Raw genomic sequence first — 26,261 nt, forward strand, 5'->3', positions numbered from 1 at the left:
CTTCAAAGGTAAGGCTTATCTATTATAATGCTCATCCAGTATGCCCTGCAGCTTCTCGAATATGTAGTCTACCAATTGTTTTCTGATGCTTTCTGCGTTGCCTTTAAACACCTCTCTAAACTCTTCTGCTTTCCCGTCATAAAGTATGGAAACAAACATAGTACCTACAGGCTTTTCTGGGTTTTCGGAGCCGCCTTCGCCGGCTAATCCGGTTGTGGCAACATTAATGTCTGCGTTTACCAGCTTCTTCAGGCCCATTACCATTTCATTGGTTACCTGCTGCGACTCAGCTGTGTAAAGCTCCAGCGTTTCTTTTTTAACACCCAACAGTTTCTGCTTTACCTCTGGCTGGTATACCACCAGACTTCCCTTAAGCACATCGCTGCTTCCTTTGGCTCTAACAAACTCCGAGGCTAGCATGCCGGCGGTGCAGCTTTCTGCAAAAGCTACAGTTAGTCCATTATCCTTTAGGCCCATCATTAGTGTGTTTAGCTCGGTCTGGTTCATAGTGTCAGATTTATACTTCTGTGGTTATAGTGTGCCTATCATACTTAAATCTGCAACAGCGGGTTTTAAGCAAGCGGATATACCTTCAGGATTGTATAGATGGGATGGGGCGTGGCCAGCTCCGACTGCCAAAGGGCTATACCATTTACCTGCAGCTCTAGTTCCTGCTCCGGGGTAATAACAGGTAAATCTTTTGGCTTGGGTTTATCTTTACGGAAACGGGCCATGGTAACGTGTGGTATCGGTTTTTCTTTAGAAGGCTTTTCTCCGGATAGCTGTTGTGTAAGTTCCCTGCTTAGTTGCTTGAATGTGTCGTGCGGCTCAAATCTTGCCCACACCAGGCGGGGTTTTTTAGCATCCGGACCTGGCTCTGTTTGCCTATACCGGAGCATGAAAGGCGGGTAATGGCTTGCTGTCTCCTTTATTTTTTCTTTTATACTTTCAAGCTCTGCTGTTGCTGCATTGCCAATAAAATACAGTGTGAGGTGCAGGTTTTGCTTGGGTACAAACCTGATATCCGGGTGCTCAAAAGCAGCGAGCTGACTGTACAATTTATCTTTAAGTGATTCGGGCAAAACAGCCGCTACAAACAACCTGATACTATCTTTCATAGTTAAATACTTACAACCTGTTAAGGATGTACGTACAAGAGGCATTCATGTAGAACGCCTGTACTGGAGTAACCTGAAATAACATTTATGGTTAAACGATTTTATAAAAGACTAGCAGCGGCATTGGCTCTTTTTACAATAGAACTCCTAATTGTATGGGCCCTGTTCTTGATCTGCATCATCGTATTTCTGTATCTAAGCAGTGCTATTTTATCAGGCGGTGAGTTGGCTGTAGACGAGGCTGCCTTTGCCTTTGCCAAAGATATTTCGAGCCCAGCCTTCAGTGGCTTTATCGAGTTTATCACTTTCTTTGCCTCCAGGCATTTTTTAACACCGGCTGCCTTGCTATTGATTGGGTATTTCCTGTTTATCCGGAAGCACCGCTGGTACTCGCTTAAGGTGCCGGTAGTGGCTTTAGGAAGCATAACTTTAAACTTGGTGCTGAAATACTTTTTTGATCGGCCACGGCCTATGATGCCTTTAGTGGAAGCGTCTGGGCTTAGTTTCCCAAGTGGGCACTCTATGGTAGCCGCTTCATTTTATGGTTTGCTTATTTACCTGGTATGGCACAATGTAAAGAATATCGCTTATCGTAATACGCTCATCGCGCTGCTGGTGGTCTTTGTGCTTTTTATAGGTTTTAGCAGAGTTTACCTGCGTGTGCACTACGCTACGGATGTAATGGCCGGTTTCGCAGCCGGTCTTCTGTGGGTTGTGATTGGTATTGGCACCCTGCGCCGTATAGAGCGTATTTCTAAAAAAGAGATAGACCCGGTAGTGGAAGAAGAAGCTCCTGCCTGACCTCAATATTTTTTATTTAATATATTGCAGGATAAATTTCTCGCTGTATCTTTGTGATCCCAATGAACAAGGGTTAAAGGGTTTTGGGAATTTTATTTAATGTAGTGACCAGCGCGCACGTGGCGGAATTGGTAGACGTGCAGGTCTCAGAAGCCTGTGCCTTCGGGCGTGGGAGTTCGACTCTCCCCGTGCGCACACTATCTTAAACAAAACGCCAGCTTCACACGAGGCTGGCGTTTTGCTTTTTAGCTTTAAGCTGTGTTTGTATGGCAAAGTAAAAACTAGGCTATACTTACTGGCAGATGGTCTCCGTAATCAATAGTACACCGTCCATCTCCCACTCTTCTGGCTGTTACGATAATGCTTTAGAAACCATTCCTGTTTTTTCGGCAACTCATCCTTCACCACCAGCACCGTTGGCTGCAGCAGTAACGTCTGCAGTTGAGTTACTGCTGCAGGTTCATTAATATCTAGTAAGCCTCTCTGCCATTTTTCATCTGTCTCAAATTGTATTTCCCGGTGCAGGTGGCGGCTTTTCTCTTTAATGGAGATGATACTTTTGTTCAGCTCAAAAGCCAGGGAAGGCAGCAGGTTGTCATACACAAGTATAGTTCTGTTCTGTAGCTGCTTATTCTGGATGATCTGAGCAATTGGGCGGCTACCTTTCATTAACTGCGGGTTACTGCCCATCAGGTGCGTGGAGTAAGGTAGCAGCAAAAGTATAAAAGCCAGTGCGCTTGCCAGTAACTTAGTAAGAGCCGCTGCAGGTCTTTTCCAAAGTAAAAACAGCACAGCCAGCATCAGTACCGGAAAAATATATACCCAGTAAGGCAGCTTAATGCCGATTGGCAACAGAGGCACTAGCAGCAGCACAATGGCCAGCACTAAAAAGTATAAGATACTGCCTTTGGTAGCTTTTGCCATACTTTCCGGCGCCAACTGGTAAAGCAGCCAGGCCGTTAGCAGCGCCTGCCCTGCAAATAAGGGCAATATATAAAGTATAAGCTTTGAGCCTGAAAAGGAGAAAAACACAAGCGGCACCAGTATCCAAAGTATAAACAGGCGTTTAAGCGGGGTAGGCAACTCTTTCAGCTTTTTTAGCTTGATCAGAAGGATGGCAGCCCAGGGTAAACTTAAGGCAGGTGCCAGCACAAGGTAAAACCACCAGGGTTTGGAACGGCCAAAGGTCTCAGGGTTGGCATAGCGCTGCACGGTGTGCTTAAACAGGAAGTAGTCTACAAAATCAGGGTTCTGTAGCATAAGGTAAACGTACCACGATGCGCCCACTACCAAAAACAGCAGAAGAGCCGGCAGGTGATGCCAGCCAGATGAACGGTTTATACTTTCTGTTTTAGGACGACTATAGCCAAAAGCTATCAGTACCGGAAAAATTAACCCGACAGGGCCCTTTGTAAGAAAAGCCAGCGCCAGTAGCAGGTAAAAAAAGTATAGCCATGCGGCTTTTGTGTCTTTTCTATACTTTATCCAGCTCCAGATGGCTGCCAGCTCAAAAGTAGTCAGGAAGGAGTCGGTGGTTAAGTTACGGGCAGCAAGCAGCACAGCTGGTATGGTTAAGTAGATTATCGCTGCAGTCAGGGCTTGTTTACTGTTGCCGAAGATTTCTTTGCCGATAACGTATACCAGCAGCGCCTGAAGTATAAGCGATAGTTGCAAAAAGAACCTTGCCCCAAAGGCTGAAGGACCAAACAACTCCATGCCAAAAGCAGAAATGATGTAAGTTAGCGGCGGCTTATGGTAATGCTGTATCCCGAGCAGCCGCGGGTGCAGGTAATCGCCGGTCAGCCACATTTCACGGCTTATTTCGGCGTAGCGGGCTTCGCTGGTTTCTACTACACCCCAGCCACCCAGGTTGTAAAGCAGTGCCATAAGCAGCAGAAGCAGGAGCCAGAACAGCAGGCGGTTACTGTCTCGTGCATAAGTTTCGAGCATGTTAGGTTACGTTGTAGTAGGTTCTGGTGCAGGCTGCTCGCGCAAACCTAGGTATAAGTTACGGCTATAGGCTACTAATCCAAATATCTGGCCCAGGAATAGGATAGGGTCCAGGCGCAGCACCGCATACGACATGATCATCATGCTGCCTATTAAACTAATCACCCAAAAGCCAACTGGTATAACTGACTCCTGTAGCCGCTCTGAATAATACCATTGGTACACAAATCGCAACGTGAAGATCATCTGTCCCAAACCTCCCCAGGCTATCAGCACACCCGATATTTTACTGTGCTGCATAATGTAGCTAAAGCTGTACTTGTCACTCCAGAGCAGCCAGCCAATGGCAAAAAACGGAAAAATTACGGCTCCCCATCGTACCGGCGGTGCAAGACTCTCCAACATATTTTTGAGCTTAAGGTTGCGCAGGTAAATAAAGTACGAGATAAGCTGCCCGCCCACAATTACGATGTCGTTGCGCAATGTGCCATAAGTCATTAGTAAAATGGATGCTATCACGCTGGTGGTCCAGAAGGAGGTAGGGGATAGCACCCTGCCTGCTTTCTCAGACTTTATCCATTGCGACAGGATACGTGCCGAAAACAGTAGCTGGGCCAGTAACCCTATGCCGTAGATCAGCATTTCAGAATTGTCCATTGGCCACAGGCTGGTTCATGAATTCCTCGGCAACAGTATAGTTGATGTAGCGTTTGCGCATCCACCTAAAGGCAAAAGTATCGTTTAGCGGACCCCACAAGCGGTTAAACAGGTGGTACTTAGAATAACCGGCATAACGCTCAAAATGCTGCACCGGCAACTGCTTTACCTTACCGCCCTGCAGTTGTATAAGTGCAGGAAAGAAGCGGTGCATGCCATCAAAAAACGGAACACGCCTGGCATAGTCCGAGTCCATAATCTTAAGCGGACAACCTGTATCTACTATACCGTCGTTTATCATGTAGCGCCTGAAGCCGTTGGCAATTTTAGAAGAGATCTTCTTTACGAAAGTATCTTTTCGTTTGGCCCGAATGCCTATTACCATCTCGTGGTGTGGCAGGTGCTCAAAGAAGAGCATAAAGTCCAGCGGCGAGGTTTGCAGGTCAGAGTCGATGTAGCCGATGTGGGTGGTTTGGATAGTGTCGATCCCAGCTTTGATGGCAGTGCTGAGGCCATAGTTGCGGTTTAGCGCCAGGTAGCTGTACCCTGTTTTCTGCTGACAAATTTCTTTTATCTGTGCTAGGCTGTTATCCGTAGAGCCGTCGTTTACAAATAAGACCTGTGTGGGTACCGGCGTCTGCTCCAGAAATGCATCCATGGCTTCTGTAAAGCGTTTCAGGCAACCCTCTTCGTTAAATACAGGCACGATAACGGTAAGCGAAATAGTATTCATACAGTATTTGTTAGCTACATCATAATAGTGCTTACCCTGCCCTAAAGTGGCTAAAGGTAAGAACAGGATATTTAGGTGCTTCGTAGGTAAATTGTACCTGCTATGAAGCGAAAATTTCAAAAACTCATCAGCCTGCTGGGCCTGCTCTCTTTAGAGGTGGCCCTGCTTTGGGCTGTGTTCTTTAGTTGCCTGCTGCTGTTCCTGTTTATGGCGAATACAGTATTCATACAACAGAATACTGCCCTGGATACAGCTCTGTTCAACTTTGCCAAAACACACACCAACGATCAGAATACGCGCATCATGCGGCTAATCTCTTTTTTTGCCTCTGCAGAATACCTCCTGGTGGTGCCTCCGCTTGTTGTGCTGCTCTTCTCCTTCTTCAAAGACCTGCGCTGGTATGGCCTCAAGATCCTGATCATCTCCTTCTCGAGCTCTATACTTAACCAGGTCCTGAAGCGAATTTTCGAGCGGCCCCGCCCCGAGATCGCCATGCTGCACCAGTCCGGCCTTAGCTTTCCGAGTGGCCATGCCATGATCGGGGGCGCTTTCTACGGCCTCATGATCTATATTGTATGGCGAACGGTACCCAGCAAAGTATGGCGAGCCGTACTTATAGGGCTGCTTTCAGGGCTGTTGCTGCTTATTGGCTATAGCCGCATTTACCTCAGGGTGCATTATGCTACCGATGTACTAGCCGGTTACGGCTTGGGTATATTCTGGCTTATACTTTCTATAAAGCTGATGCGCGGCCTCGAGAAAAAATATGCCTCCAGGTTTGAGCGGCAGGCTTAAAACAAACTTTAATTTCCGTACAATGCAGGTATCAAGTATCATAACTTCACTTTTGACAGCTAGACAAATGACCATTTGACAAAGGAGAAATTATTATTTTATGATTCTCCCCCCGGAAGTCTTTTGTCATTAAGCCTTTTGTCACAAAGGCAAAATGCGTGAGTCGTTACACACGAAATGTCTTGACTATTATTCTTTTGTAGTAGCCGTCTGCTACTTTTATACTACAGCTGCCTGCTGTGCAGTATACGCTTTATACCAGGCTACAAACTTAGCCATGCCTTCTGCTAAGGGCGTTTTTGGACTATAGTCTGCGGTTTGTATCAGGTCTTCTACATCGGCAAAGGTGCGTTCCACATCTCCGGGTTGCATAGGCTTGAGGTCCAGTTTAGCTTGTTTGCCTAACAGCTTTTCGAGGTTAGCCACCAGGTTCAGCAGCGGTTCGGGGTTATTGTTGCCTATGTTGTAGATTTTATACGGCGCGCTGCTGCCTGCAGTGGCGCCAGCTGACGGGTAAATAGTTAGCAGCCTCAGTATACTTTGCGTCACATCGTCTACATAAGTAAAATCGCGCAGCATGTTGCCGTTGTTGAAGAGCTGAATTGGTTTGCCGGACGTAATGGCCTCTGCAAAACTGTAGTACGCCATGTCTGGTCTGCCCCACGGCCCATACACCGTAAAAAAGCGCATACCTGTTACGGGCAGGTTATAAAGGTGGGCATAGCTGTGCGCCATTACCTCGTTTGCCTTTTTTGTGGCAGCGTAAAACGATACCGGAAAATCTGTTCTGTCTGTGGTTTTGAATGGAATGCAGTCGCTAAAACCGTACACCGAACTGGAAGAGGCATACAGCAGATGCTTTATATTATACTTTCGGCAGCATTCCAATACATTGGCAAAACCAACCAGGTTGCTGCTTACGTACGCCTGCGGATAGGCTATACTATGGCGTACCCCTGCCTGCGCTGCCAGGTTAATTACCACATCGAATTGATGCTCTGCAAACAGTTGCTCCATGCCAGCTTCATCAGCCAGGTCTAATTTAACAAAGCTATGGCTGGGATAAGTCATGTGCTGAATTGGGGCGTTGTAGGCAATATTTTGCACCTCGAACCCCTGCTGCTTAAGCCGTTCCAGCTTCAGGTTTGGGTCGTAGTAGTTATTTAGCACATCCAGCCCTACAACTGTATGCCTGGAGCCTTGCAGACCAAGCATCAGGTGATGGCCTATAAAGCCAGCGCTCCCTGTAACCAGTATTTTCAGTGCTTCCATGCCTGTCTTAACTTCAGATGCCTTAGATATAATCTTTGCCCGATTAAAGTACACCCCAAATCTGTAGAAAATCTGTATGTTTTTGCGATTAGCTATATTCTTGAGTAAATACAGATTTATATTTATTTAATAGTGTTTTAGTATCTGATTAAAAGTATAAATTCAGGTAAGTTTTATGTGGAGGTTACTGTAGCAGAACAGCAAATTATTTTAAACTATGAAGTTGCTTTTAGTTGAAGATGAGCCTGTATTATTGGAGGAGATTGCTCGTGGCTTAGGCGATCATTTCCTTTGCGAAACAGCCAACACGTATGCCAAAGCTGAGGACAAAATCAACCTCTACCAGTACGATGCCATAGTGTTGGATATTACACTGCCCGGCGGTAATGGCCTGCAATTGCTCCGGCAACTTAAAAAAAGATTCCCGGAGACCTGCGTGCTGATTATCTCTGCCAAAAACTCGTTAGATGATAAGCTTACCGGCTTTGGACTTGGTGCAGACGATTACATCACAAAGCCTTTTCACATGGAAGAGCTGAATGCAAGAATCAATGCCTTGCTGCGCCGCCGCGACTTAAATGGCAATGCTGTTATTAACTTTGATATCCTGCAGATAGACACGCAGGAAAAAACGGTAGAGGCAGAGGGAAAACTGCTGCACCTAACCAAAAAGGAGTATGAGCTGCTTTTATACTTTGTGGTTAACAAAAACAGGCTACTAAGCCAGCAATCCATAGCCGAACATTTGTGGGGAGACCATTACGATATGCTGGACAACTATAATTTTGTGTACCTGCACATAAAGAACCTCAGGAAAAAAATAGTCAGCAGCACAGGGCAGGATTATATAAAAACTGTTTACGGCATGGGTTACAAATTTGCTCTGTCATGAAGCTGCTACACAAAACTACCGGTTTATACTTGGCAGCCACCACCGTTATACTTTTGTTCACCGGGTTTGTACTGGTTGCTGTTATACACAAACTTGAAAACGATGAAATTGATGAAGAACTGCGGCTGCAGTACGATTCTGTAGCTGAGCAACTGGCGCAGGGGCAGGTAAAAAGTATGGCGCTGGCCAGTATAGAGCGACTTGAGCTAGGTATACCGGCCTCAGAAATATATGGAGACTCCTTGATCTTTGACAAGATACAGAACAAGTATGAAGACTATAAATACCTGAAAGTAACACAGCAGATAGGCGGTATAAACTACAGAGTAATCGTAATGGATGCTCATATTGGCTGGAAAGAGTATAATCAGACCATCTTGCTCATTTTCTTGGTTATGGGAGTGATGCTTGGAGTCTCCGGAGCACTCATTAACTTTTTTGCTGCCAAAACCATCTGGAAGCCTTTCTTTAGTAACCTGAATACCCTCAAAAAATACGCTGTTAGTTCAGACAAACCCTTGCAGTTGCAGACCTCCGGAGTACAAGAGTTTGAAGAACTGAGATTGGTGCTGGAGGAAATGGCCATAAGAAGTGCCAACGAGTTTCGAACACTGCGTGAGTTCACAGAAAACGCTTCGCATGAAATACAGACGCCGCTTGCCATCATAAAATCAAAGCTGGACAGGCTAAGCCAATACCCGATGGAAGAGGATATGTCGGAGCATATTGTGATGGCTAAGTCAGGGGTAGAGCGCCTGTCCCGGTTAAATAAAAGTCTGCTTCTTCTTGCTAAGCTGGAGAACAAGGCCTTTACAGATCAGGAGCAGTTGAATTTTTGTGAGCTACTTCAGCAGCAACTAGAGCAAATGGAGGAACTATTCGCTCTCCGTCACATCGATGTGTCGGCAAACTGCACCCAGGTATCTGTGCTTGCAAACCGCTACCTTTGCGAATTGTTGATCTCTAACCTGCTCTCTAATGCACTGCGTTATACACAACAGGATGGAAAGATAACTGCCGTTCTTACGAAAAGCGAATTCAGGATCAGTAACACCGGTAACCCTATTGCTCTGGAGCAGGGGGAGATGTTTAGGCGCTTTAAAAAAGGAAACCAGAACAGTAAAGCTACTGGCCTTGGGCTGGCTATTGTAAATGAGATCTGCCTTTCACATGCCTGGCAGATAAGTTATACCTATGAGCAAGAGCAACACTACTTTGCTGTTCGATTTTCAAGCTAAGTATAAACGATTATGTAGTTTCATGCTTTGCTCTATTAAGTAGAGCTTATACATGCTTAGAGGAGAAAGCTTTAGCATATTCATACTTTCATCAATCATAATAAGTGTTTACATTTAGGTTATGCTGATGCCGACGCTTTTTTGCTTAGCGTTGGGCAAAGGCAAACTAAATATGCGAAACACCCATGCGACCGATCTTCAAAAATATTTTATACTTGCTGCCTGGCATACTTATAGCCTGGCCCACACTGGCACAAAACCCTGATGATGTAGCAGCCATTCGGCAAAAGCTGGTTCAGGAACGGCAGCTAGCTGTAAAAATGCCCGAATCAAATCCCGCAGCCAAAGCGGAGAAGCTACTGGAGTTAGGCCAATGGAATGATGCCCAAACAGTATTGGCGCGGGCAAAGCCGTCTGCTGCCGTTAAAGTAGCACAGGCAAAACTGGCGATACTTAATAATGAATTTAATACAGCCGAAAAGCTGGTAGAGGAGGCGCTAAAGTATAACCCAAAGTATAAACCAGCGCTGCTACAGAAAGCAAAGCTGCAGGTACAGGCCTGGGAGTTGCCAGAAGCTATCGCCACAGCGCAGCAGGTGCTGCAGACAGAAGCTAAGAACGAAGCTGCTGCCCTAAATATTGGCCGTGTGCTGATGCTGCAGAAAAAGTATGAGGAGGCTTTGGCATGGGCACAGAAAGTACAAACCTGGAACCCAAAGAACGCAGAAGCTTACCTGCTGGAGTCGGATGTGCATTTCTGGAACCAGAAACCTGAATTGGCCGAAAAACCACTTATTACCAGCCTTACCCTGAATCCTTTTAACCCCGATGCACGCTTTAACTACGGTTATGCCATTTGGCGCCGCGTTGATGCCACCCAGCTAAACGATATGGCTGCACAGTGGGAACTGGCTCTGGAACTGAACCCACTGCACTATGTAACGCACTGGCACTGGGGTAACGGTCATACTAATTTAACTTACGCTGATTATGCCCAACCTGAGGATGAAAAAGTACGGGAAGCTCTGAAACCGGCAGATAAGTTGCTCTCAGAAAACAAGATACAGCAAGCCTTAACAGAAATAGAAAAGGTGCAGCAAAAGTATAAAAACTCGGTGCTGCCGCTTATGCTAAAAGGTTCTGCCTACTACATGGCCTTTGACATGGACCGTACCAGCCGTCTTGATTCTGCCCAGACTATCTTTAAGCGCATCCTGCAAAAAAAGAACCATTACGGACCTGCGCACAATGCACTGGCCGCTGTGATCAAGCAAAAGCAAATACCTTATTTACATAACTACGATTCGTTGCAGCAGGTTATCCAGACCACCGTAATCAAAGACCCTGTAAATTTTGCGAAAGTGTTTCCGGATGTAACTTATTACCCCGGAGATGAAGTGCAGAAGATGGTATGGTCGCAGCTGTATGAGAGCATCGTATACTTCCCGTTCCTGTCCAAGCAGCGCGAAAAATTCGTTATTCCGCCTTTGCACGTGGACCTAACCATAGCCATGGGTTCGCCATACTTCCGGCAGGCAACCACATTTGATAACCGCCAGTGGATGGACATTCGGGGTGTGGGCAGCGGTGCAGCAGCGATAGAATATGTAGTGAGAGGGTCGTACTTAGAACGTAACGTGGTGCTGCACGAGTATGTACACCAGTTTCATGGGCGTGTGTTTACAGATGCCGAAAACCGTGCCGTGCGCCGCCTATACAACAACGCCATGAAAGAAGGCCGCACCCTGGACTACTATTCTGCCAACAACGAGCACGAGTACCTGGCCCAAACTTACCCTGCATATTTTGAACCGGTAAAAGTGCACCCGCTCAACCATAAATCCATTAACACCACCGCCGACTTAAAAGCGAAAGACCCTGAACTTTATACTTTCCTGGATAAACTGGTGCAGCGGCAGCGGGCATACCTTGCCGGAAACAAGCAGGCCATGGCCAGCAACTGGGCCGAAGTATACCTGAACCTGGCAGAGAAAGCGCAAAGCAAAAAAGACTACGCTCAGGCTACAACACTGCTTGATACAGCCTTAGTTTGGGACGCCAAATACCAACCTGCTCTAATAGCCTATGCTGGAGTGAAGCAGGTGCAGAAGGAGTATACTACAGCACACGAGTGGCTGCAGAAAGCCAAGGCAGTAGATGCGAACTATGCGCCAATTTACCTGGCAGAGGCAGAGCTGTTAGAGGCACAGCGAAGAGATAGGGAAATAAAGCAGCAAGAGGCAGTGCAGGCTCAGATTAACCTGTACCAGAAGGCCCTCGACCTGGAAGATGACTTGTTAATGCGTGCGCTGGCAAACCAGCGTTTCCGGGAATTTTACCTGAGCTATGGCATGGTGCCAGAGGCAATCGCTGTGGCAGAAAGTTACCTAAAAGATGCCCCAACAGTATCTACCTACCTTCGAGATCGCCGCGATGAGGCATTGGCTTTTACAAATTGGCTAAAAGGAACCTCAGTGAAAGGTGAGGGGCCGGAGCAGGCACTTGCAAAGCTGGTTGCCTCAAAACCACAGCATTATGAACTACGCAGACAGTACGCAGATGTGCTGGCCGCTCAAGGAAAATATGATGCAGCATATGCAACCTTAGAAGAGGCCCAGCGCATACTAAGCGCCGCCGGCACTCCTCGTGCCGATTACATGCTGCGTATGGCAAGCTATAAGCTTCAGCAGCAGGACAAGGCAGGCGCAATGGCTGCGGCGCAACCGTTACTGGATGGCAAAGCCAGCCTTAGGGGAGAAGCTTATCAACTGGCAGGCCTTTATGCTGACCTGGGTTTAACAGATAAAGCGGAGGAACTGCTTAAAAAACAACCTGAAGCCGTAACACAGCAGGAACTGGTGCAACAGCAATTCGCAAATGCCAGAATTCTGGAGGCGAAGGGTAAAACAAAAAAGGCCATAAAAGCTTATAAAAAGGCACTGGCTCAACAGCCCTATCAATTAGAACTTCGTAACCGGTTGGTAAACTTGCTTAGGCAGAACGGTAAAACAAAAGAAGCTGCTGCGGTACAAAACTTTGCTCAAAAAGCCCTAACATTGTAAATAGCGATATTATAGACAGCTAAACTTTCACTAACCTAACTACCAACATATTTATGAAACTACGATTACTCATGCATGTATGGGTGCTGCTGCTAGCACTGAGCACAATAGCTTGCCGTAATATGCCCTCCTCAAACGAAGGCGCTATTGCAGTTGCCAATCCTTTGCCTAACGAGGTAAACGCGCAGCCAACCACTGTGTACCTCGTGCGCCACGCCGAAAAAGACGTATCCAATCCATCAGATCAGGATCCAGGGCTGACAATGGCTGGCGAAGAGCGAGCGCAAGCGTTACGCTCAGAACTTGAAGGCGAGAAAGTTGATGTACTTTATGCCACAAAGTATAAGCGCACACAAAACACCTTAAAACCAATGGCAGAAGCCAGAAACTTGGACATAGTTATTTATGAGGCACACGACTTTAGCGGCATGGGGAATAAGATTAAGGAGCAACATGCTGGAAAGACAGTAGTAATAGCCGGACACTCAAATACTATTTTGCCTCTGGTCGAGGCTTTAGGAGCTAAACGCCCTATACCAGATATCTCTGACACCCAGTATGACTACTTGTTTAAATTAACAGTGCAGCCGGATGGCGCTGCCGTTGTGGAAACATCAAAGTTCGGAGCTACCTCAAAGTAACTTTTCTTTTGCTTTAGAAGCGCCCTGTCAATAGCTGGCAGGGCGCTTCTGTTTTATGCTTTGTATAACTACTTGGGCACAAACCACCGTAGGTAAGTGTACACACAAGAAAAGTTTGTATGCGAGCATTAACCGTTAAAGTACCTAGTGGCAAAGGAGAGGAGGTAAAGCAGAAAGCCGAGAAGCTGAATGGTAAAAACATAAGTATAGGCAAGTTAGAAGCTGGGGAGCTGGTGCGGCTGCACCTGAATAACAATGTTGTGGATGAGTTCATTCGCGACATCAATCACATCGAAGAGGCGGAAATTACGCTTATACCCAGGGGCGTAATCACGCTTTACCCCCCACAAAACGAAGCCCCTGACCAAGTAAGTGATGTAACTTTTCGCAGCCCTTTTGAGGTGCTGATGGGAGGCCTGCAAAGTGTAGGGTCTAAATTAGGGCTGGTAAGTTATGCCGTTTCTGCTGGTGTTCTTGTCTGGATTGGATTATATACTAATACAGTTTATTTGTTGGTAGCAGCTATGTTAGTGTCTCCGTTTGCGGGGCCTGCCATGAACGCGGCACTAGCAGCCGCATCCGGTAAATCAAGTTTACTACTCAGGAGCCTTGGGCGCTACGGGTTGGCCATTAGTATAAGTATAGTGGTTACCTATTTGCTTTCTCTGCTGTTCGGGCAAAAGCACGCTACCCCTTTAATGGTTGAGATCGGCCATATATCGCAAATGACAATATTACTACCACTTGTGGCTGGTTTTGCCGGAGCTATCAACCTGGTGCAGTCGGAACGGGATAGCTTGGTGCCTGGGGCAGCAGTAGGAGTGTTGGTTGCAGCCTCGCTGGCGCCGCCTACTGGCCTTATCGGCATGGCATTGCACTTTAATAATTGGCAAATGGTGCAGAGTGGCGCTTTTTTGCTTATTCTGCAACTGGCTGGTATACAGCTATCTGCTGCGCTTGTTTTTCGGTACTTGGGTAAGGTAACTATAAAAGGGGCACGCTTCGCAGACGGGAAAGAGCATGTATATAAACTATCCATGCTCGTGTCGGTACTTGCTCTGGCTGGACTTATGTACTGGCAATTTTATGATCAGCCAAATCTGCAAAAGGCAAGTTTAGCCACCCAAATTACAGAAACTATACGTACCAGCTTACAGGAGTATAAAAATATCGAGACAATTGAAGTAAACGCCCGATTTACAAGAGGCACCCTACCTAACCTTAACCCGGTAATCTGTGAACTATACCTTTATAACCGCAGTGACTCTATCTCTGATGAGCAGGTAAAAAAGATGCTGCAGGAGGTATTGTTTGAGCGTATAAAAGAGAAAGGCTGGAACGCAGATCCTATGTTTGACATCAAGATGCTGGACTACAAAGGGAGTGACTAATTAGCCTTAGCGGGCTATTACTAAAGAATTGGTTAGCTTGTCGTGGAGTGTTTGCTTTGTAACTTCATGTGTTCCCAAAAGGTAACGTGTTATAATTATCAGAACGGAAAATGGCTTTAAGAAGTAACGTATGGTTGCGCTTTTAAAAGATATCCTTTCTCCGGCAGATGTGGTGACCCGCAAACCAAGAAGGTATTTGCCGAGTGTAGCCTGACAGGCACAAACTTCCATGCCCGCAAAGTATAACCATCCTAACGATAAGTCTAAAATGCGTTCTGGTTTTAACAAGTAAGCCTGCTCATCGCTGCTGTAAGTTACGTAATCTATTATTCCGACTAAGGTAAGTAAAAGCAGAAAATCAATAGTAAAGGCTATAACACGTTTACTAAAGTCAGCAAGCTCAATCTTTTTGTCTGTCTGCGTATAAATTGCCTGCATAAAAGTATTAGTAGAGTTCTTCTCACTTTCTTATACTTTCAACCCCAGAGTTGGTTGCATCGGATAAAAATTTAAATACGCTTACCATGCAATTATAAAAAATGGCTGCGTTTTGTGGTAGCTTTTTTAAGGTGGGTTCCCAAACACCAAACGCCACCTATTAGCAAGTGGCGTTTGGTGTTTGAAATAGATACAGGCTTATTAAGATTTTTTTGGAGCAGGGGTAAAGCGCTCTATTCTATTTTTTTGTGGCTCTAACGTTCTTAAATATTTATAAATAGCACGTAGGTCTTCCTCTTTCATGCCGGCATACATGGCCCATGGCATAATGGTGTTCATCTCGTCAGGCGATACTTTTCGCGCTGTCATAGCTGGGTTTTCAAAAGTTTTGAATCGCTGTACAAACATATCTTCTGACCAGGTGCCTATGCCGGTTTGCTTATCTGGGGTGATATTAGCAGAGCGAAGTACAGCACCGTTCGGAAACTTAAACTCAAAACCTCCAGCCATGTACTTGCCCTCGATGGGTTTGCCCTTTTCTGCTGGGGTGTGGCAGTCGCCGCAAGAGGCAATTGTTAACAAGTACTTGCCTCTAAGTACTTCATCTCCTAAAGCTGTTTCTTCCACCGAGTTGGCATCCTCTTTAAGTGGCATGGTACGCATAATCAGGTTCATCGGGAAATCAGGATCAGCCTTTGGTACTTCGTTTTTAATTGGTTTTAAGGTGCGTATGTAGGAGATAATTGCATAGGCATCTTGCTTCGACATTTTATTATAGGCATTGTAAGGCATTACCGGGAACAATGGATCTCCGTTTTTACTGACGCCTTTGGTCATGGCACGGTAAATTTCGCCGTCGGTCCAGTTTCCTAAGCCAGTTTCTTTATCAGGGGTAATATTGCGGGCGTAAAATGTGCCGGGGAAGCCCATACTATGATTAAACACCTCACCACCCTTGCCTTCTGTGCCTGGCACCAACGGGGCTGCAAACTTGCTAAAGTCTCTGGCAGAGTGGCAGTCTATGCAAACAGCTACGTGATTAGCCAAATATTCACCGCGCTCTACTAGGGCCGGAGTTTTCTTAATTGATATAGTGGGGGCGGCATCTACGTTCGGAAAGGCATATTGCATGTAAAGTATGCCAGCGGCTGCGATTGCAACAATTGCTACAACCAAATAACCAAAGATCTTCAGGGCTTTTTTCATAGTTTTAGGTTTAATATTAATGGATAATATTAATTTAAGATATGATTAAAGTCAATTTAAGTGCAGCCTGTAATTGCGTATTTTGTGTGAGATATACTTGGGAGTGAGTGTATAATCAAAAAAAATCCGCAGGTGGAAAGCCTGCGGATTTTGGAAGTATGAGTAAGTACAAAATTTTACTTAAAAGTACTCTTGCTGTCTACAATTTTTACATCCTTCACATTCAGTTTATAGGTTGCAATTTCATCATCCTCAGCCAAAACTTCTTTTGGTAAGCCTTCTTTTACAAGGTTAGAATAGCTCATCGGTGAGGGCGTGTTGTTTAGTAGCGCCTGCTTAAGTGGCTCCGCTTCGCTGTCGTCGGTTACAATAGTTACAAACATATCCTCCGTCTGCCAGTATTTCTTCACCGCATCGTTTACATCCTGCACCGTCAGGTTAGCTAATAGCTTATCCAGTTCCTCGATATAATTCTGGCGGCCGTAAAAGCGGGAGTCCATTAAAAAGCCCAATTGCTTTTCTTGTGTCTGGATGTATAGTTTAATGTAGGAGCGCAGGAATTTACGGGTTAGCTCAAAATCCTGCTGCGTCATACCGTTCTGGATCAGGTTGTCTATTTCACGCATAGCTAGGCGCAGGGCAAAGTGAGCGTGGCCTACGTTTATGTCCTTCAGCTCAGTGTACTGCTGCTTCAGGCCTTCGGCTATCTGTACAGGGCGTATCCAAAGGGCAAAGTAGTTAGCGGTACGCGGCACACCCGGGTTTGGCAACTGGAAAGAACCGCCGTTGTCGTACCACTCTATATAAGAATAATCGCCGTAGTTCATAGAGCGGGTAGTTCGGATCTTGTCGTAAAGTTTACCGTAGCTTTTGCGGTGCTCGCCTAAGTATGAGTTAGCCACCATCAGGGCTGCAAACTCATCGGCAGAGCGGGTAACCGGCATAGGCGTGCCCGTAAAAACTGCCGAGCCAAGTGCATTGTCTTTTCGGATAATCTCTACCTGCACGCCATTTGGCTTGTTTGGCTGACCTGCTACTGGGATGTTTGGCTTTACATCGGATAGTTGTGCCATATCGGCCTTCAGTTTGTTCAGGAAATCATCAGAGTAGTTGCCGGCAATTCCGACCATCAGGTTGTTTCTGGTGAACATATTGCGCCAATGGTTTTTCACATCCTCCAGGGTTATACTTTGTACGCTGGCAGTTTTGCCCTCTACCATATGCTGGTAATTGGTGCCTCTGAACAAGAGATCTTCCAGCGCCTTTTTGCTGTACTCTTCGTCAGATGATGCGCGTATCACCTCATCCACAAAATTCTGCTGGTTCGATTTTACACGTTTAAAATCATCTTCTGCAAAGGCTGGCGTCAGCATCAGGCCCCGCACGATCGGGTAAAAATCGTTCAGGAAATCCTGGTGCACGGCAAAGGTAAAGGTGGTTACTTCCTTATCTACGTTGGCACCATAGCCTGCTGCCCACGGAAATATCCTGTCTTTTATCTGCGACACCGTCATATCCTGTGTGCCCGATTCGGAAATCATCTGAGCTGTGGTATAAGTCAGGCCTTCTTTCCCTTTTGGGTCCGACATGGAGCCGTTCTTGAACATCAGCTTAATGATGACCTTGTTTGACTCCGGCTGTTTCAGTTCCACCACCTTATCCGGGCCAAAGGCCATGTTGGCATCATAGGCAGTTGGCCTTGCGCTGGCTGTTGCTGTATTTGTGGTGGTGTCTGTAGTGGCTTGTTCGGATACCTGTGGTTGTTTGGCGCAAGCACTTGCCAGCAAGACGACAGGTATTATAAATGCAGCTAATCTTTTCATACTTTTATACTTGATGTTTCGATAAACTTCTATTTAACTGTAGCTTACTTTGCCGGCGACTTTTCACCAGGGGCAATGGTGCCTACTGTCAGCGTCTGGTTCACAAAGTACTTCTTTGCCGCGTTCATAAGGTCTTGGGCGGTGATAGTATCGAACACACCATAGATGTTGTTCAGCGACTCGGGATCGCCGGTAAGCCAGATAAAACGGGACAAAGAGTTGGCAATTGCATCGGGGCTGTCCATGCTCATGGCAAAACCATACTTGATGCGGGATTTGGTATCGGCCAGTTTTTGGGCATCTACCGGTTTTGTTTTAGCCTCGTTCAGCGCCTTCATCAGTTCATCTTTTACATACTGCATGTCATCGGCCTTTATCACAGAGGCTGACACAGAGATAAGATTCGGATCGCGGGAGAACTGCGGACCGCCACCAATAAAACGGGCTTTTTGCTCATCCACCACCAGTTTGCGGTACAGGTCGGAGTTCTCGGAAAAAAGTATGGTGGTAAGTATACTTAAGGCAGGCAAATCTTTGTCTTTATCAGAAAAGGCAGGGCCTTTAAAGTTGAGGCTCAAGTATGGCGGAAAGCCTTGCTGCTGCACGTGTGCGTAGCGGGTTTGGGTTTGCTTTGGCTCAGTTGGGATGTTAGGCTTATAGTTACCGCGCTTCCAGTCGCCGAAATACTGTTGTGCCAGGTTGTTTACACGCTCCGGCGTTACATCACCCACCACCACTATGGTAGAATACTCAGGGCGATAAAAGCGATCGAAGAAAGTAAGCGAATAGTCATATTGATTTGGCATGTCAACCACATCCTCGAAAAAGCCCATGGTGGTGTGGGAGTAAGTATGCTTGTTAAAGGCGGTGCTTACCAGCTTTTCGTACAGCTGCTGGTAGGGGTTGGCAGAGTTCTTTGTATACTCACCTTTTACCGCACCGGCCTCTGTTTTAAAGTCGTGCACGCTATACTTTAGGTTCTGGAAGCGGTCAGCCTCTATTTCAAACATCTTGTCCAGCATCTCGGCGTTGCCCGTCATATGGTACACAGTTCTGTCGATGGAGGTGTTGGCGTTGGCGGCGGCACCCATTTCTTTCATAATGTCGCCGTAGGCTTCTTTGCTATACTTGTCTGTACCCCGGAACATCATATGCTCAAAGAAGTGGGCAAAGCCGGTTTTTCCTTTCTCTACCTCTTCACGCGATCCGGCACGCACCACAATGTAAAAGGCTGCCAATCCAGGGCTGTTGTAAGGCACCGTAACCACATTCAGGCCATTGTCCAGCTTTTTCTGGTGGATAGGGTAGGGCAAGATTTTTTCTTTCTGGCTGCTTTGTGCCATCGCCGCCGAAACGACAAACATCAAAAGCAGCAGGAGGGCTACTATTCTGTTTTTCATACTAGCTTTATTTAGTTTGATTTAGTTACAGATTATGATTCTACGGTATTCCTTTAGTTAAATATATAAATTTTACCTGTTTTACCCTGTGTTGTTGCAGTGCGAAGTATAAAATCGCCCAGGCTCATACTTTTATCGACTAAGAACTGATGGCGTGTACGTTTGGTAAAACAAAAAGGCCACAGCTTTTGCAGCTGTGGCCTTTTCTGGTGAGTAAAGTATAAAGCTAAACCAGTTCCGGTTCCTTGTCGTGCCTCTCTACTGTATCAACAGCTATTTCTGAGTTCGTCGTCTCTACTAAACCAACTTCTGGCTCCGGATTAAATTCACCTTCCCAACGGGCAACAACGGCAGTGGCCAAGCAGTTACCAGTAACGTTTACAGAAGTACGAGCCATGTCCATTAGCTCATCAATACCAAGTATGGCAAACACTGGCCACACCGGCAGGTCGAAAGAGGCAACGGTGCCTAAAAGTATAACCAAAGAGGCGCGTGGCACACCGGCCACACCTTTACTGGTCAGCATCAGTGTAAATACCATCACCAGTTGCTGCTCCCAGCTTAGCGGGATACCGGCAGCCTGGGCCACGAAAACAGAAGCAAGGGCTAAGTATAAAGTAGTGCCATCCAGGTTAAAGCTGTAGCCGGTTGGCATTACAAAGGCAACAATTTTACGAGGCACACCCAGTTTCTCCATTTCTTCCATGGCGCGTGGCAGGGCAGCCTCAGAACTGGTGGTGGCAAAGGCAATAGAAACCGGACCAGAAATAGCCTGCAGGAAACGCTTGATCGGAACTCTGGCAATAAGCGCCACCGGCAGCAGCACCAGTAGGCAGAACGCAATAAGCGCTACATATAGCGTAGCCAGCAACTGAAACAGGTTAACCAATATGCCTAATCCCATATGACCTACTGTGTACGCAATGGCAGCACCCACACCCACCGGAGCAAAGTACATGATGATGTTCGTAAACTTGAACATGGTTTCCGAAAGGCTCTCGCAGAAATCGAGCATCGGTTTGCGCTTCTTCTCGCTCACCATGGCTAGTCCAATGGCAAACAGTACGCTAAATACCACAATTTGCAGCACCTGCCCTTCGGCAACAGACTTGGCAATGTTCTCAGGGAACACGTGAAGTATGATATCGGAAGTTGTTTGCTTGGCTGCCGGAGCAATTTCATCGTTTACCTCGGCCAGGTTCATGCTGATGCCCTCGCCGGCCTTACTGATGTTGATAGCTGCCAAACCAATGAAAAGGGCCAGCGTAGTCACGATCTCAAAGTATACAATGGCCTTCCAGCCCATGCTGCCCACCTGCTTCAGGTTGGAGTGGCCGGCTATGCCCACCACCAGCGTGGCAAAGATAAGCGGCGCGATAATCGTTTTGATCAGTTTAAGAAAGACCTTGCTGAGCACGTTCAGGTTGGTGGCAAAGCTCGGGAAGTCGTAACCAATCTCAGCGCCTACCACCATACTGATCAGGATCCAGGTAGTAAGGGAGCGCTTCTGCAGGCCGTACATCAGCAAGACGCCTATGCCGGCCCAACGCACAGCCGTCAGCACATCCGCCGACAATGAGATAAAGCTGTACTGTTGAAGTACAGTGAGTATGGCCGCTATGGTAATGGTAACCAGCGTAGCCAGCGGGAGAAATGATTTTTTCATAAAATGAATATAAGGGCAGTTAGTTTTGAGGCCGCTGCCGGGTAAATTCTAATCTCTGTAAAACCTTGCCCCAAAGACTCCAAAACAAAGAAAAATGCTATGGGCACAGCTACAAAAATTTAGCAAATATAGATGCAAAATGCACATTGGCAAATAGCAGGAAGCCTTAATCAAAAATAAATTTTTGTAGAATTAATGGCGCAGGAAAAGGCAGTGCAAAATTGTACCTGTTTATATGCTTTTTCTGGTGTTAAACACGTATGCAAGTATAAATTTACTCACCTCACTTAAATACCATATGCTTACTTGGCAGATAGAGGCGTTGCACCTGAAGCTGAAGTATAAAACCAAGGCAGCAGTGTGCTCCGGGCAGGCCAGAATTAACTTTCTGGTGCAGGTTTCGGATGGTGCGCTCAGCGGTTTTGGGGAGGCTGCACCTCAGCTTAGGTTTGGAGAAACTCCGGAATTGCTGCTGCAACAGTACCAGGTGCTGCTGTTGGCAGGCCTTGCCCAAGTTAAAAGTATGGAAAACCTACTGGAGCTGCTCACAGAACACCAGCCTATTAACTCGCTCCGCTTTGCCGTAGAGGCCGCCTACCTGCATTACTACTGCCAGATAAATACTATCCCGATTAACCAATTGCTGGGGCAACGGCCTCCACATAACCAGCCCACCAGTTTCTCGTTGCCAGCCATGGAGCCGGAATTAGCATTAGCATACATGCAGCAACAGCGTGTAAACAGGTTTTGCTGCTTAAAGCTAAGAGTAACACCTGAAATAGATGCGCAATTAGTTAATAACCTGCTGCGCATTTCTGATAGGCCCCTGATGCTGGAAGGTTGCGAAAGCTGGAACGACCCAGATGCCTTATTATACTTTGTGAATGCCCTGGATAAAGACAGAGTAGTATCCATTGAACAACCTATGCCTGCCTCTATGGGACATGCTTATGCCCACATAAAAAGCAAAATGCCCATACCTGTAATTGCCGATGAGTCTATCACGGATGAGGCCGATTTTGATCTGCTGCGCGAGGAGTTCCACGGTGTAAACATCAAATTAATGAAAGCAGGCGGTTATTTAAATGCTGTGCGGCTACTGCGGCTGGCCCGCAAGTATGGCATGATGACCATGATCGGCTCTATGGTAGAAACTTCGCTGGGCATCTGGTGCGCCATGCAGCTAAGCAGCGGTTTTGATTTTGCCAGCCTCGACGGCTTTCTGATGCTGACAGAGGAACCCTTTAAGCTGGTAAAGGAGCATAATGGCATCTTATACCTGAAATAGCAGCGCTAGCCTTGCATGGTGTAAAAGAAAGAATACTATCTTTATGGTTTGGTAATTTTTAATTTCTTGAAACTTTTTTAAATTAATTCTGTTGATGTGTTTGTACATTAAATGTATGTACATATATTTGCATCAGCATTATGAGAGACTTTGAATCTATGAAGATTGAAGACGAAATAAAGCAGAAGACCTTTAAAAGTGCACATCAGAAGGCATTTATCAACGTGGTGTATACTTCCGGGTGGCTACAGCAGCAGCAAGCGTCGCTTTTTAAGCCGTATGGCATTACGCTTCCGCAGTTTAACATCCTGCGCATTTTGCGAGGTCAGCACCCGGAGCCTGCAACTGTTAGTTTGCTGATAGACCGCATGCTGGATAAAACATCCAATGCATCCAGAATTGTAGATAAGCTGGAGGCAAAGGGGCTAGTAACACGCAAGCAGTGCCCATCAGACCGCAGAACAGTAGATGTGCTGATAACAGATAAAGGACTTGCTTTATTAAGTGAGATGGAAGGTATGGCCGGTGGCGAAGTAACCGGCATCAAAAACCTGACCGATGAGGAAGCTTTACAGTTGAGCAACCTGCTGGACAAGATCAGGGACTAAACCAGAGATCAGAATTTAAAAATTACCAAATACAGAAATAGATAAGTTTAATATGAAAAAGTTAGTAATCCTTGCTTCTTTAGCGTCTGCAGTAATGTTTACAGCTACTGCCGGCAATACCCCAAAAGCCACTGCAACTACAGAAGTGGCAAACCCTGCTAAAGGCCGTGTTTATAATGCGGTAGTAGAGAAGAGCGAGATCAAGTGGAATGGTAAAAAAGTAACTGGTGAGCATTATGGCGCCATCAGCCTGAAAAGCGGTAACCTTACCGTAGACAAAAATAAGGTAACTGGTGGTAAGTTCGTAATCGACATGAACTCGATCACGGTTGAGGATATCAAGGATGCTGAGTACAACGGCAAACTGGTTGGCCACCTGAAAAACGATGACTTCTTTGGTGTAGACAAATTCCCGACAGCTACTTTCGAGATTAAGTCGTTGGCTCCAATTGCGAAAGCTGCTGCCGGAAAGCCGAACTACAAAGTAAACGGTTTACTTACGATTAAAGGTATTACTAAGCCAGTACAGTTCCCGGCTACAATTACAGTTAAGGATGGCGTGGCAACTGCTAAAGCCGATGTAACTGTAAACCGTGCGCAGTACGATGTGAAGTATGGCTCTGAGACATTCTTCGGTAGCTTAGGTGATAAAGCAATCATGGATGATTTCACAGTATCATTTAACGTAACTGCAAAGCAGTAATTAAGTATCTAGTTTTAGATTTCCGCCCCACTCTGGCAACAGGGTTGGGGCGGTTTTCTTTTACAGGCATCCTATGTTAAAACAGAACGTATGATTCTGTTTTTGAAATATTTATTAGTAAAACAATAACGATAAAGTTTTGTTGTTTAAATTAATGTAGGTACATTGAATTTAATAATGAATACTCATAAACCATAACATCATGAAAAAAACAGCTTTTTATGCCAGCTTTATGGCAGTAATGTTTTTAGCTGCCTGTGGCAACGAGAACACCCAAACAGCAGAAACTACAGAAGTAACTACAGAGGCTGCGGCTACCGGCGAAGGCGAAGTATACCAAGTGGCGCAGGACCAGAGTTCTGTTAAATGGTATGGCGAAAAAGTGTTAGGCAAGCACGATGGAGAGATTAACTTGGAAAGCGGTCAGTTAAGCGTAGCAGGTGACCAACTGACCGGTGGCAGATTTGTGATGGATATGAAGAGCATCTCCAACACCGACCTAACGGATGAGGAGCAGAACGGTAAGCTGGTTGGCCACCTGAAGTCTGATGATTTCTTCGGTGTTGAAAAATATCCGACAGCTACTTTCGAGATAACAAGTGCTTCTCCGATTGCCAGTGCAGCAACTGGCCAGCCAAACTACGATGTAAAAGGTAACCTGACCATAAAAGATAAAACAGAAGAAATAAGCTTTCCGGCAACTGTTACAGTTAATGGCAACACTGTAAATGCAAAAGCCGATGTAACTGTAGATCGTTCAAAGTTTGATGTGCGTTATGGCTCTGAAACGTTCTTCGGCGACCTTGGCGACAAAGCGATTTCTGATGAGTTTAGATTAGCTTTAGATGTAACAGCTACAAAATAGCAGCATCTGGGTAACAGAAAAGCCGCTTTGGGTTTGATCCCGGAGCGGCTTTTGTTCTTTATTGCCACAGGCTTTTCTATCTTTGGCCTTTATACCTCCTGTAATTATGAAAAATATACAAGCCATACTTTGTGCCGGATTTATACTTTGCGCTTTAGCTTTTACTTCCTGCAACCGCACAGAAACCACCGATCCGCAGCAGATTGTTAACCAAGCTATTGTGGCACATGGTAGCCAGCAACTGGATCAGGCGGTCGTAACTTTTAAGTTTAGGGATGTACGTTACCGCGTGCTCCGCGATCAGGGCGCATTTGTGTACAGCCGCACCTTTACCAACGACACCACCGGCCAGCGCATACATGATGTAATGAGCAACAGTGGCTTTAAACGCACTGTAGATGATGTAGAGGTAGAATTGCCTGAGGAGCGCCAGAAGGCTTATACTGCATCTATTAACGGAGTGGTATATTTTGCGCTGCTGCCTTACTTCTTAAACGATGCCGCTGTGCAGAAAGAGTATTTAGGTGAGGCAAAAATACAGGGAGAACCCTACCACAAAGTAAAAGTAACCTTTGCACCGGATGGCGGCGGTGAAGACCATGAAGATATCTATGTGTATTGGTTTCACCAGTTGCGCCACACGATGGACTACCTGGCTTACAGTTACGAAGAAGAAGATGGCAGGGGCAGCCGCTTCAGGAAAGCCATAAACCCACGCAAAATAGGAGGGGTGCTGTTCCAAAATTACTACAACTATACTTCCAAAGAGCAGTTTCCGCTGGAGAACTACGATAAAGCTTTTGAGGCTGGCACACTAGAGAAGGTGTCGAATATTAATTTAGAGGAGATACAGGTGTCGGAGTTGTAGTGGTTTATAAGCAGCTTATACCTTTCACGTCATTTCGAACGGTAGTGAAAAATCTTAATCAGGCTTTGTTGAATTAAAAGATGTGCAGGATTTCTTCCGTTAACGATTAACCCACCCCTAACCCCACCAAACAGGGGAATTAAGTAATGTTTATTTTCAAACTATAACCTATTCAACTTCAAATTCCTTAGGCAATTCTACCGGCAGGGGCTTATTGCGGTCGTGGATTTGCTGCAGGTAATCGTCAATCGAGTCTTTATACTCCAGGTGATAGTCTTCGTGCAGATTTTTGCGGATGAGCTGAATGGTTTTGAGCAGCAAACGGGCCGTAGAAGTATAAAATACCTTATAATAGCTATCGAACTGGCCGGTATAGTTTCGGAAGATGATATCTAGAGTATACAAATGTAGCTCTACTTCGCCTTTTTTGTCTTTGGTGATGCGCTTGAAACGGGCAATCTCTTTTGCTGCTTTACGTAACGCCTTTGCCAGGGCTTTGGGCAAGCTGCGGCCTGTGGCGTGCATCAGTAACTCATGTATCACATCCTGGCTTTGCTCCTGCAGTTCTTCCAGCGTCAATTCGCCCAGTTCGTAAGAAAATATGTCGTAAAGCTCGGCATCACGGCGCACAGCCTTCAATAAGAGTGCTTCCTTTTCCTTATCGCTGAGTTGTTTAACAGCTTTTTTGAAAGATGCAGATGGTGCAGGCATAGGTATTTGGGTATTGTTTAAACGCGCTATAGCCTACGTTACCAAAGGCTAAAAGTATAAGAAGCTGCACTTTAGTGGTGCAGCTTCTTGCAAAAGTATACATAAACTCAAGTTACGTAAGATTTTTTCTGCGGA

At 46.0% G+C, this 26,261-nt stretch carries 24 protein-coding genes and 1 tRNA gene; 13 read left to right on the forward strand and 12 right to left on the reverse strand.

Annotation, left to right across the window (positions count from 1 at the left end):
* Positions 1-15: 15 nt before the first annotated feature.
* Together WG943_RS05185 and thpR are read right to left on the reverse strand one after the other, a co-directional pair.
* Positions 16-507, reverse strand: coding sequence for a CinA family protein (locus WG943_RS05185; RefSeq protein WP_340407231.1), 492 nt, complete (start codon positions 505-507; stop codon positions 16-18).
* A 65-nt stretch (positions 508-572) separates the two neighbouring features.
* Positions 573-1,118: an RNA 2',3'-cyclic phosphodiesterase gene (gene thpR / locus WG943_RS05190; protein WP_340407232.1), complete on the reverse strand. Its 546-nt coding sequence runs from the start codon at positions 1,116-1,118 to the stop codon at positions 573-575.
* Between the two features lie 87 nt (positions 1,119-1,205).
* Between thpR and WG943_RS05195 the strand changes: the two genes are divergently transcribed.
* Both WG943_RS05195 and WG943_RS05200 read left to right on the forward strand, forming a co-directional pair.
* Positions 1,206-1,919 carry a phosphatase PAP2 family protein gene (locus tag WG943_RS05195; RefSeq protein ID WP_340407233.1) on the forward strand — a complete coding sequence of 238 codons (714 nt, stop codon included), beginning with the start codon at positions 1,206-1,208 and terminating at the stop codon, positions 1,917-1,919.
* Between the two features lie 113 nt (positions 1,920-2,032).
* A tRNA-Leu gene (locus WG943_RS05200) sits at positions 2,033-2,114 on the forward strand.
* A 120-nt stretch (positions 2,115-2,234) separates the two neighbouring features.
* On the opposite strand, the gene WG943_RS05205 is transcribed toward WG943_RS05200, so the two are convergent.
* The 3 genes from WG943_RS05205 to WG943_RS05215 are packed head-to-tail and all read right to left on the reverse strand — an operon-like array spanning position 2,235 to position 5,259.
* Positions 2,235-3,869, reverse strand: coding sequence for an ArnT family glycosyltransferase (locus tag WG943_RS05205; RefSeq protein WP_340407234.1), 1,635 nt, complete (start codon positions 3,867-3,869; stop codon positions 2,235-2,237).
* A gap of 6 nt (positions 3,870-3,875) precedes the next feature.
* Positions 3,876-4,526 carry a lipid-A-disaccharide synthase N-terminal domain-containing protein gene (locus tag WG943_RS05210; protein ID WP_340407235.1) on the reverse strand — a complete coding sequence of 217 codons (651 nt, stop codon included), beginning with the start codon at positions 4,524-4,526 and terminating at the stop codon, positions 3,876-3,878.
* Complete coding sequence (locus WG943_RS05215) at positions 4,513-5,259, reverse strand: glycosyltransferase (RefSeq protein WP_340407237.1); 747 nt, start codon at positions 5,257-5,259, stop codon at positions 4,513-4,515. The genes WG943_RS05210 and WG943_RS05215 overlap by 14 nt, the downstream gene beginning before the upstream one ends.
* 102 nt (positions 5,260-5,361) lie before the next feature.
* Between WG943_RS05215 and WG943_RS05220 the strand changes: the two genes are divergently transcribed.
* Positions 5,362-6,054 (forward strand): phosphatase PAP2 family protein, encoded by a 693-nt coding sequence (locus WG943_RS05220; RefSeq protein ID WP_340407238.1) that lies wholly within the window; start codon positions 5,362-5,364, stop codon positions 6,052-6,054.
* A 219-nt stretch (positions 6,055-6,273) separates the two neighbouring features.
* On the opposite strand, the gene WG943_RS05225 is transcribed toward WG943_RS05220, so the two are convergent.
* Positions 6,274-7,326, reverse strand: a complete 1,053-nt coding sequence (locus WG943_RS05225; protein WP_340407239.1) for an NAD-dependent epimerase/dehydratase family protein — start codon at positions 7,324-7,326, stop codon at positions 6,274-6,276.
* Positions 7,327-7,543: 217 nt separating this feature from the next.
* On the opposite strand from WG943_RS05225, the gene WG943_RS05230 reads away from it, so the two are divergent.
* From WG943_RS05230 to WG943_RS05250, 5 genes are all read left to right on the forward strand, one after another.
* Positions 7,544-8,218: a response regulator transcription factor gene (locus WG943_RS05230; RefSeq protein WP_340407240.1), complete on the forward strand. Its 675-nt coding sequence runs from the start codon at positions 7,544-7,546 to the stop codon at positions 8,216-8,218.
* Positions 8,215-9,456 (forward strand): sensor histidine kinase, encoded by a 1,242-nt coding sequence (locus tag WG943_RS05235; RefSeq protein ID WP_340407241.1) that lies wholly within the window; start codon positions 8,215-8,217, stop codon positions 9,454-9,456. Before WG943_RS05230 ends, WG943_RS05235 begins: the two co-directional genes overlap by 4 nt.
* Before the next feature lie 185 nt (positions 9,457-9,641).
* Entirely contained in the window at positions 9,642-12,518 is a 2,877-nt protein-coding gene (locus tag WG943_RS05240) for a tetratricopeptide repeat protein (RefSeq protein WP_340407243.1), read from the forward strand.
* A gap of 53 nt (positions 12,519-12,571) precedes the next feature.
* Positions 12,572-13,159: a SixA phosphatase family protein gene (locus tag WG943_RS05245; protein ID WP_340407245.1), complete on the forward strand. Its 588-nt coding sequence runs from the start codon at positions 12,572-12,574 to the stop codon at positions 13,157-13,159.
* A gap of 119 nt (positions 13,160-13,278) precedes the next feature.
* Positions 13,279-14,550, forward strand: coding sequence for a DUF389 domain-containing protein (locus tag WG943_RS05250; RefSeq protein WP_340407246.1), 1,272 nt, complete (start codon positions 13,279-13,281; stop codon positions 14,548-14,550).
* Between the two features lie 6 nt (positions 14,551-14,556).
* Here WG943_RS05250 and WG943_RS05255 read toward each other — a convergent pair whose 3' ends face one another.
* From WG943_RS05255 to WG943_RS05275, 5 genes are all read right to left on the reverse strand, one after another.
* Positions 14,557-14,988: an RDD family protein gene (locus tag WG943_RS05255; RefSeq protein ID WP_340407248.1), complete on the reverse strand. Its 432-nt coding sequence runs from the start codon at positions 14,986-14,988 to the stop codon at positions 14,557-14,559.
* 201 nt (positions 14,989-15,189) lie between these two features.
* Entirely contained in the window at positions 15,190-16,194 is a 1,005-nt protein-coding gene (locus WG943_RS05260; protein ID WP_340407249.1) for a c-type cytochrome, read from the reverse strand.
* A gap of 176 nt (positions 16,195-16,370) precedes the next feature.
* Positions 16,371-18,017: a M16 family metallopeptidase gene (locus WG943_RS05265; RefSeq protein ID WP_340407251.1), complete on the reverse strand. Its 1,647-nt coding sequence runs from the start codon at positions 18,015-18,017 to the stop codon at positions 16,371-16,373.
* 44 nt (positions 18,018-18,061) lie between these two features.
* Positions 18,062-19,417 carry a M16 family metallopeptidase gene (locus tag WG943_RS05270; RefSeq protein WP_340407252.1) on the reverse strand — a complete coding sequence of 452 codons (1,356 nt, stop codon included), beginning with the start codon at positions 19,415-19,417 and terminating at the stop codon, positions 18,062-18,064.
* A 226-nt stretch (positions 19,418-19,643) separates the two neighbouring features.
* Positions 19,644-21,083: a dicarboxylate/amino acid:cation symporter gene (locus WG943_RS05275; protein WP_340407253.1), complete on the reverse strand. Its 1,440-nt coding sequence runs from the start codon at positions 21,081-21,083 to the stop codon at positions 19,644-19,646.
* 298 nt (positions 21,084-21,381) lie between these two features.
* On the opposite strand from WG943_RS05275, the gene WG943_RS05280 reads away from it, so the two are divergent.
* The 5 genes from WG943_RS05280 to WG943_RS05300 all read left to right on the forward strand — a co-directional run bounded on the left by WG943_RS05280 (position 21,382) and on the right by WG943_RS05300 (position 25,415).
* Positions 21,382-22,371 carry an enolase C-terminal domain-like protein gene (locus WG943_RS05280; RefSeq protein WP_340407255.1) on the forward strand — a complete coding sequence of 330 codons (990 nt, stop codon included), beginning with the start codon at positions 21,382-21,384 and terminating at the stop codon, positions 22,369-22,371.
* Between the two features lie 140 nt (positions 22,372-22,511).
* Complete coding sequence (locus WG943_RS05285) at positions 22,512-22,979, forward strand: MarR family winged helix-turn-helix transcriptional regulator (RefSeq protein ID WP_340407257.1); 468 nt, start codon at positions 22,512-22,514, stop codon at positions 22,977-22,979.
* A gap of 52 nt (positions 22,980-23,031) precedes the next feature.
* The gene (locus WG943_RS05290) at positions 23,032-23,682 is read left to right on the forward strand and encodes a YceI family protein (protein ID WP_340407258.1); all 651 of its coding nucleotides are present in this window, start codon (positions 23,032-23,034) and stop codon (positions 23,680-23,682) included.
* Positions 23,683-23,884: 202 nt separating this feature from the next.
* Positions 23,885-24,547 (forward strand): YceI family protein, encoded by a 663-nt coding sequence (locus tag WG943_RS05295; RefSeq protein ID WP_340407259.1) that lies wholly within the window; start codon positions 23,885-23,887, stop codon positions 24,545-24,547.
* 106 nt (positions 24,548-24,653) lie between these two features.
* Positions 24,654-25,415 (forward strand): DUF6503 family protein, encoded by a 762-nt coding sequence (locus tag WG943_RS05300; RefSeq protein WP_340407261.1) that lies wholly within the window; start codon positions 24,654-24,656, stop codon positions 25,413-25,415.
* A 168-nt stretch (positions 25,416-25,583) separates the two neighbouring features.
* Here the strand turns inward: WG943_RS05300 and WG943_RS05305 are convergent, their stop codons facing one another.
* Positions 25,584-26,126 (reverse strand): hypothetical protein, encoded by a 543-nt coding sequence (locus WG943_RS05305; protein WP_340407263.1) that lies wholly within the window; start codon positions 26,124-26,126, stop codon positions 25,584-25,586.
* Positions 26,127-26,261 lie beyond the last annotated feature (135 nt).

Origin of the sequence: Pontibacter sp. H249, assembly GCF_037892465.1 — a bacterium.
Lineage (GTDB): Bacteria > Bacteroidota > Bacteroidia > Cytophagales > Hymenobacteraceae > Pontibacter.

Bases quoted from the DNA above. Each gene is read 5' to 3' on its own strand.
- WG943_RS05185 (WP_340407231.1), bottom strand. From the start codon at position 507: ATGAACCAGACCGAGCTAAACACACTAATGATGGGCCTAAAGGATAAT.
- thpR (WP_340407232.1), bottom strand. From the start codon at position 1,118: ATGAAAGATAGTATCAGGTTGTTTGTAGCGGCTGTTTTGCCCGAATCA.
- WG943_RS05195 (WP_340407233.1), top strand. From the start codon at position 1,206: ATGGTTAAACGATTTTATAAAAGACTAGCAGCGGCATTGGCTCTTTTT.
- WG943_RS05205 (WP_340407234.1), bottom strand. From the start codon at position 3,869: ATGCTCGAAACTTATGCACGAGACAGTAACCGCCTGCTGTTCTGGCTC.
- WG943_RS05210 (WP_340407235.1), bottom strand. From the start codon at position 4,526: ATGGACAATTCTGAAATGCTGATCTACGGCATAGGGTTACTGGCCCAG.
- WG943_RS05215 (WP_340407237.1), bottom strand. From the start codon at position 5,259: ATGAATACTATTTCGCTTACCGTTATCGTGCCTGTATTTAACGAAGAG.
- WG943_RS05220 (WP_340407238.1), top strand. From the start codon at position 5,362: ATGAAGCGAAAATTTCAAAAACTCATCAGCCTGCTGGGCCTGCTCTCT.
- WG943_RS05225 (WP_340407239.1), bottom strand. From the start codon at position 7,326: ATGGAAGCACTGAAAATACTGGTTACAGGGAGCGCTGGCTTTATAGGC.
- WG943_RS05230 (WP_340407240.1), top strand. From the start codon at position 7,544: ATGAAGTTGCTTTTAGTTGAAGATGAGCCTGTATTATTGGAGGAGATT.
- WG943_RS05235 (WP_340407241.1), top strand. From the start codon at position 8,215: ATGAAGCTGCTACACAAAACTACCGGTTTATACTTGGCAGCCACCACC.
- WG943_RS05240 (WP_340407243.1), top strand. From the start codon at position 9,642: ATGCGACCGATCTTCAAAAATATTTTATACTTGCTGCCTGGCATACTT.
- WG943_RS05245 (WP_340407245.1), top strand. From the start codon at position 12,572: ATGAAACTACGATTACTCATGCATGTATGGGTGCTGCTGCTAGCACTG.
- WG943_RS05250 (WP_340407246.1), top strand. From the start codon at position 13,279: ATGCGAGCATTAACCGTTAAAGTACCTAGTGGCAAAGGAGAGGAGGTA.
- WG943_RS05255 (WP_340407248.1), bottom strand. From the start codon at position 14,988: ATGCAGGCAATTTATACGCAGACAGACAAAAAGATTGAGCTTGCTGAC.
- WG943_RS05260 (WP_340407249.1), bottom strand. From the start codon at position 16,194: ATGAAAAAAGCCCTGAAGATCTTTGGTTATTTGGTTGTAGCAATTGTT.
- WG943_RS05265 (WP_340407251.1), bottom strand. From the start codon at position 18,017: ATGAAAAGATTAGCTGCATTTATAATACCTGTCGTCTTGCTGGCAAGT.
- WG943_RS05270 (WP_340407252.1), bottom strand. From the start codon at position 19,417: ATGAAAAACAGAATAGTAGCCCTCCTGCTGCTTTTGATGTTTGTCGTT.
- WG943_RS05275 (WP_340407253.1), bottom strand. From the start codon at position 21,083: ATGAAAAAATCATTTCTCCCGCTGGCTACGCTGGTTACCATTACCATA.
- WG943_RS05280 (WP_340407255.1), top strand. From the start codon at position 21,382: ATGCTTACTTGGCAGATAGAGGCGTTGCACCTGAAGCTGAAGTATAAA.
- WG943_RS05285 (WP_340407257.1), top strand. From the start codon at position 22,512: ATGAGAGACTTTGAATCTATGAAGATTGAAGACGAAATAAAGCAGAAG.
- WG943_RS05290 (WP_340407258.1), top strand. From the start codon at position 23,032: ATGAAAAAGTTAGTAATCCTTGCTTCTTTAGCGTCTGCAGTAATGTTT.
- WG943_RS05295 (WP_340407259.1), top strand. From the start codon at position 23,885: ATGAAAAAAACAGCTTTTTATGCCAGCTTTATGGCAGTAATGTTTTTA.
- WG943_RS05300 (WP_340407261.1), top strand. From the start codon at position 24,654: ATGAAAAATATACAAGCCATACTTTGTGCCGGATTTATACTTTGCGCT.
- WG943_RS05305 (WP_340407263.1), bottom strand. From the start codon at position 26,126: ATGCCTGCACCATCTGCATCTTTCAAAAAAGCTGTTAAACAACTCAGC.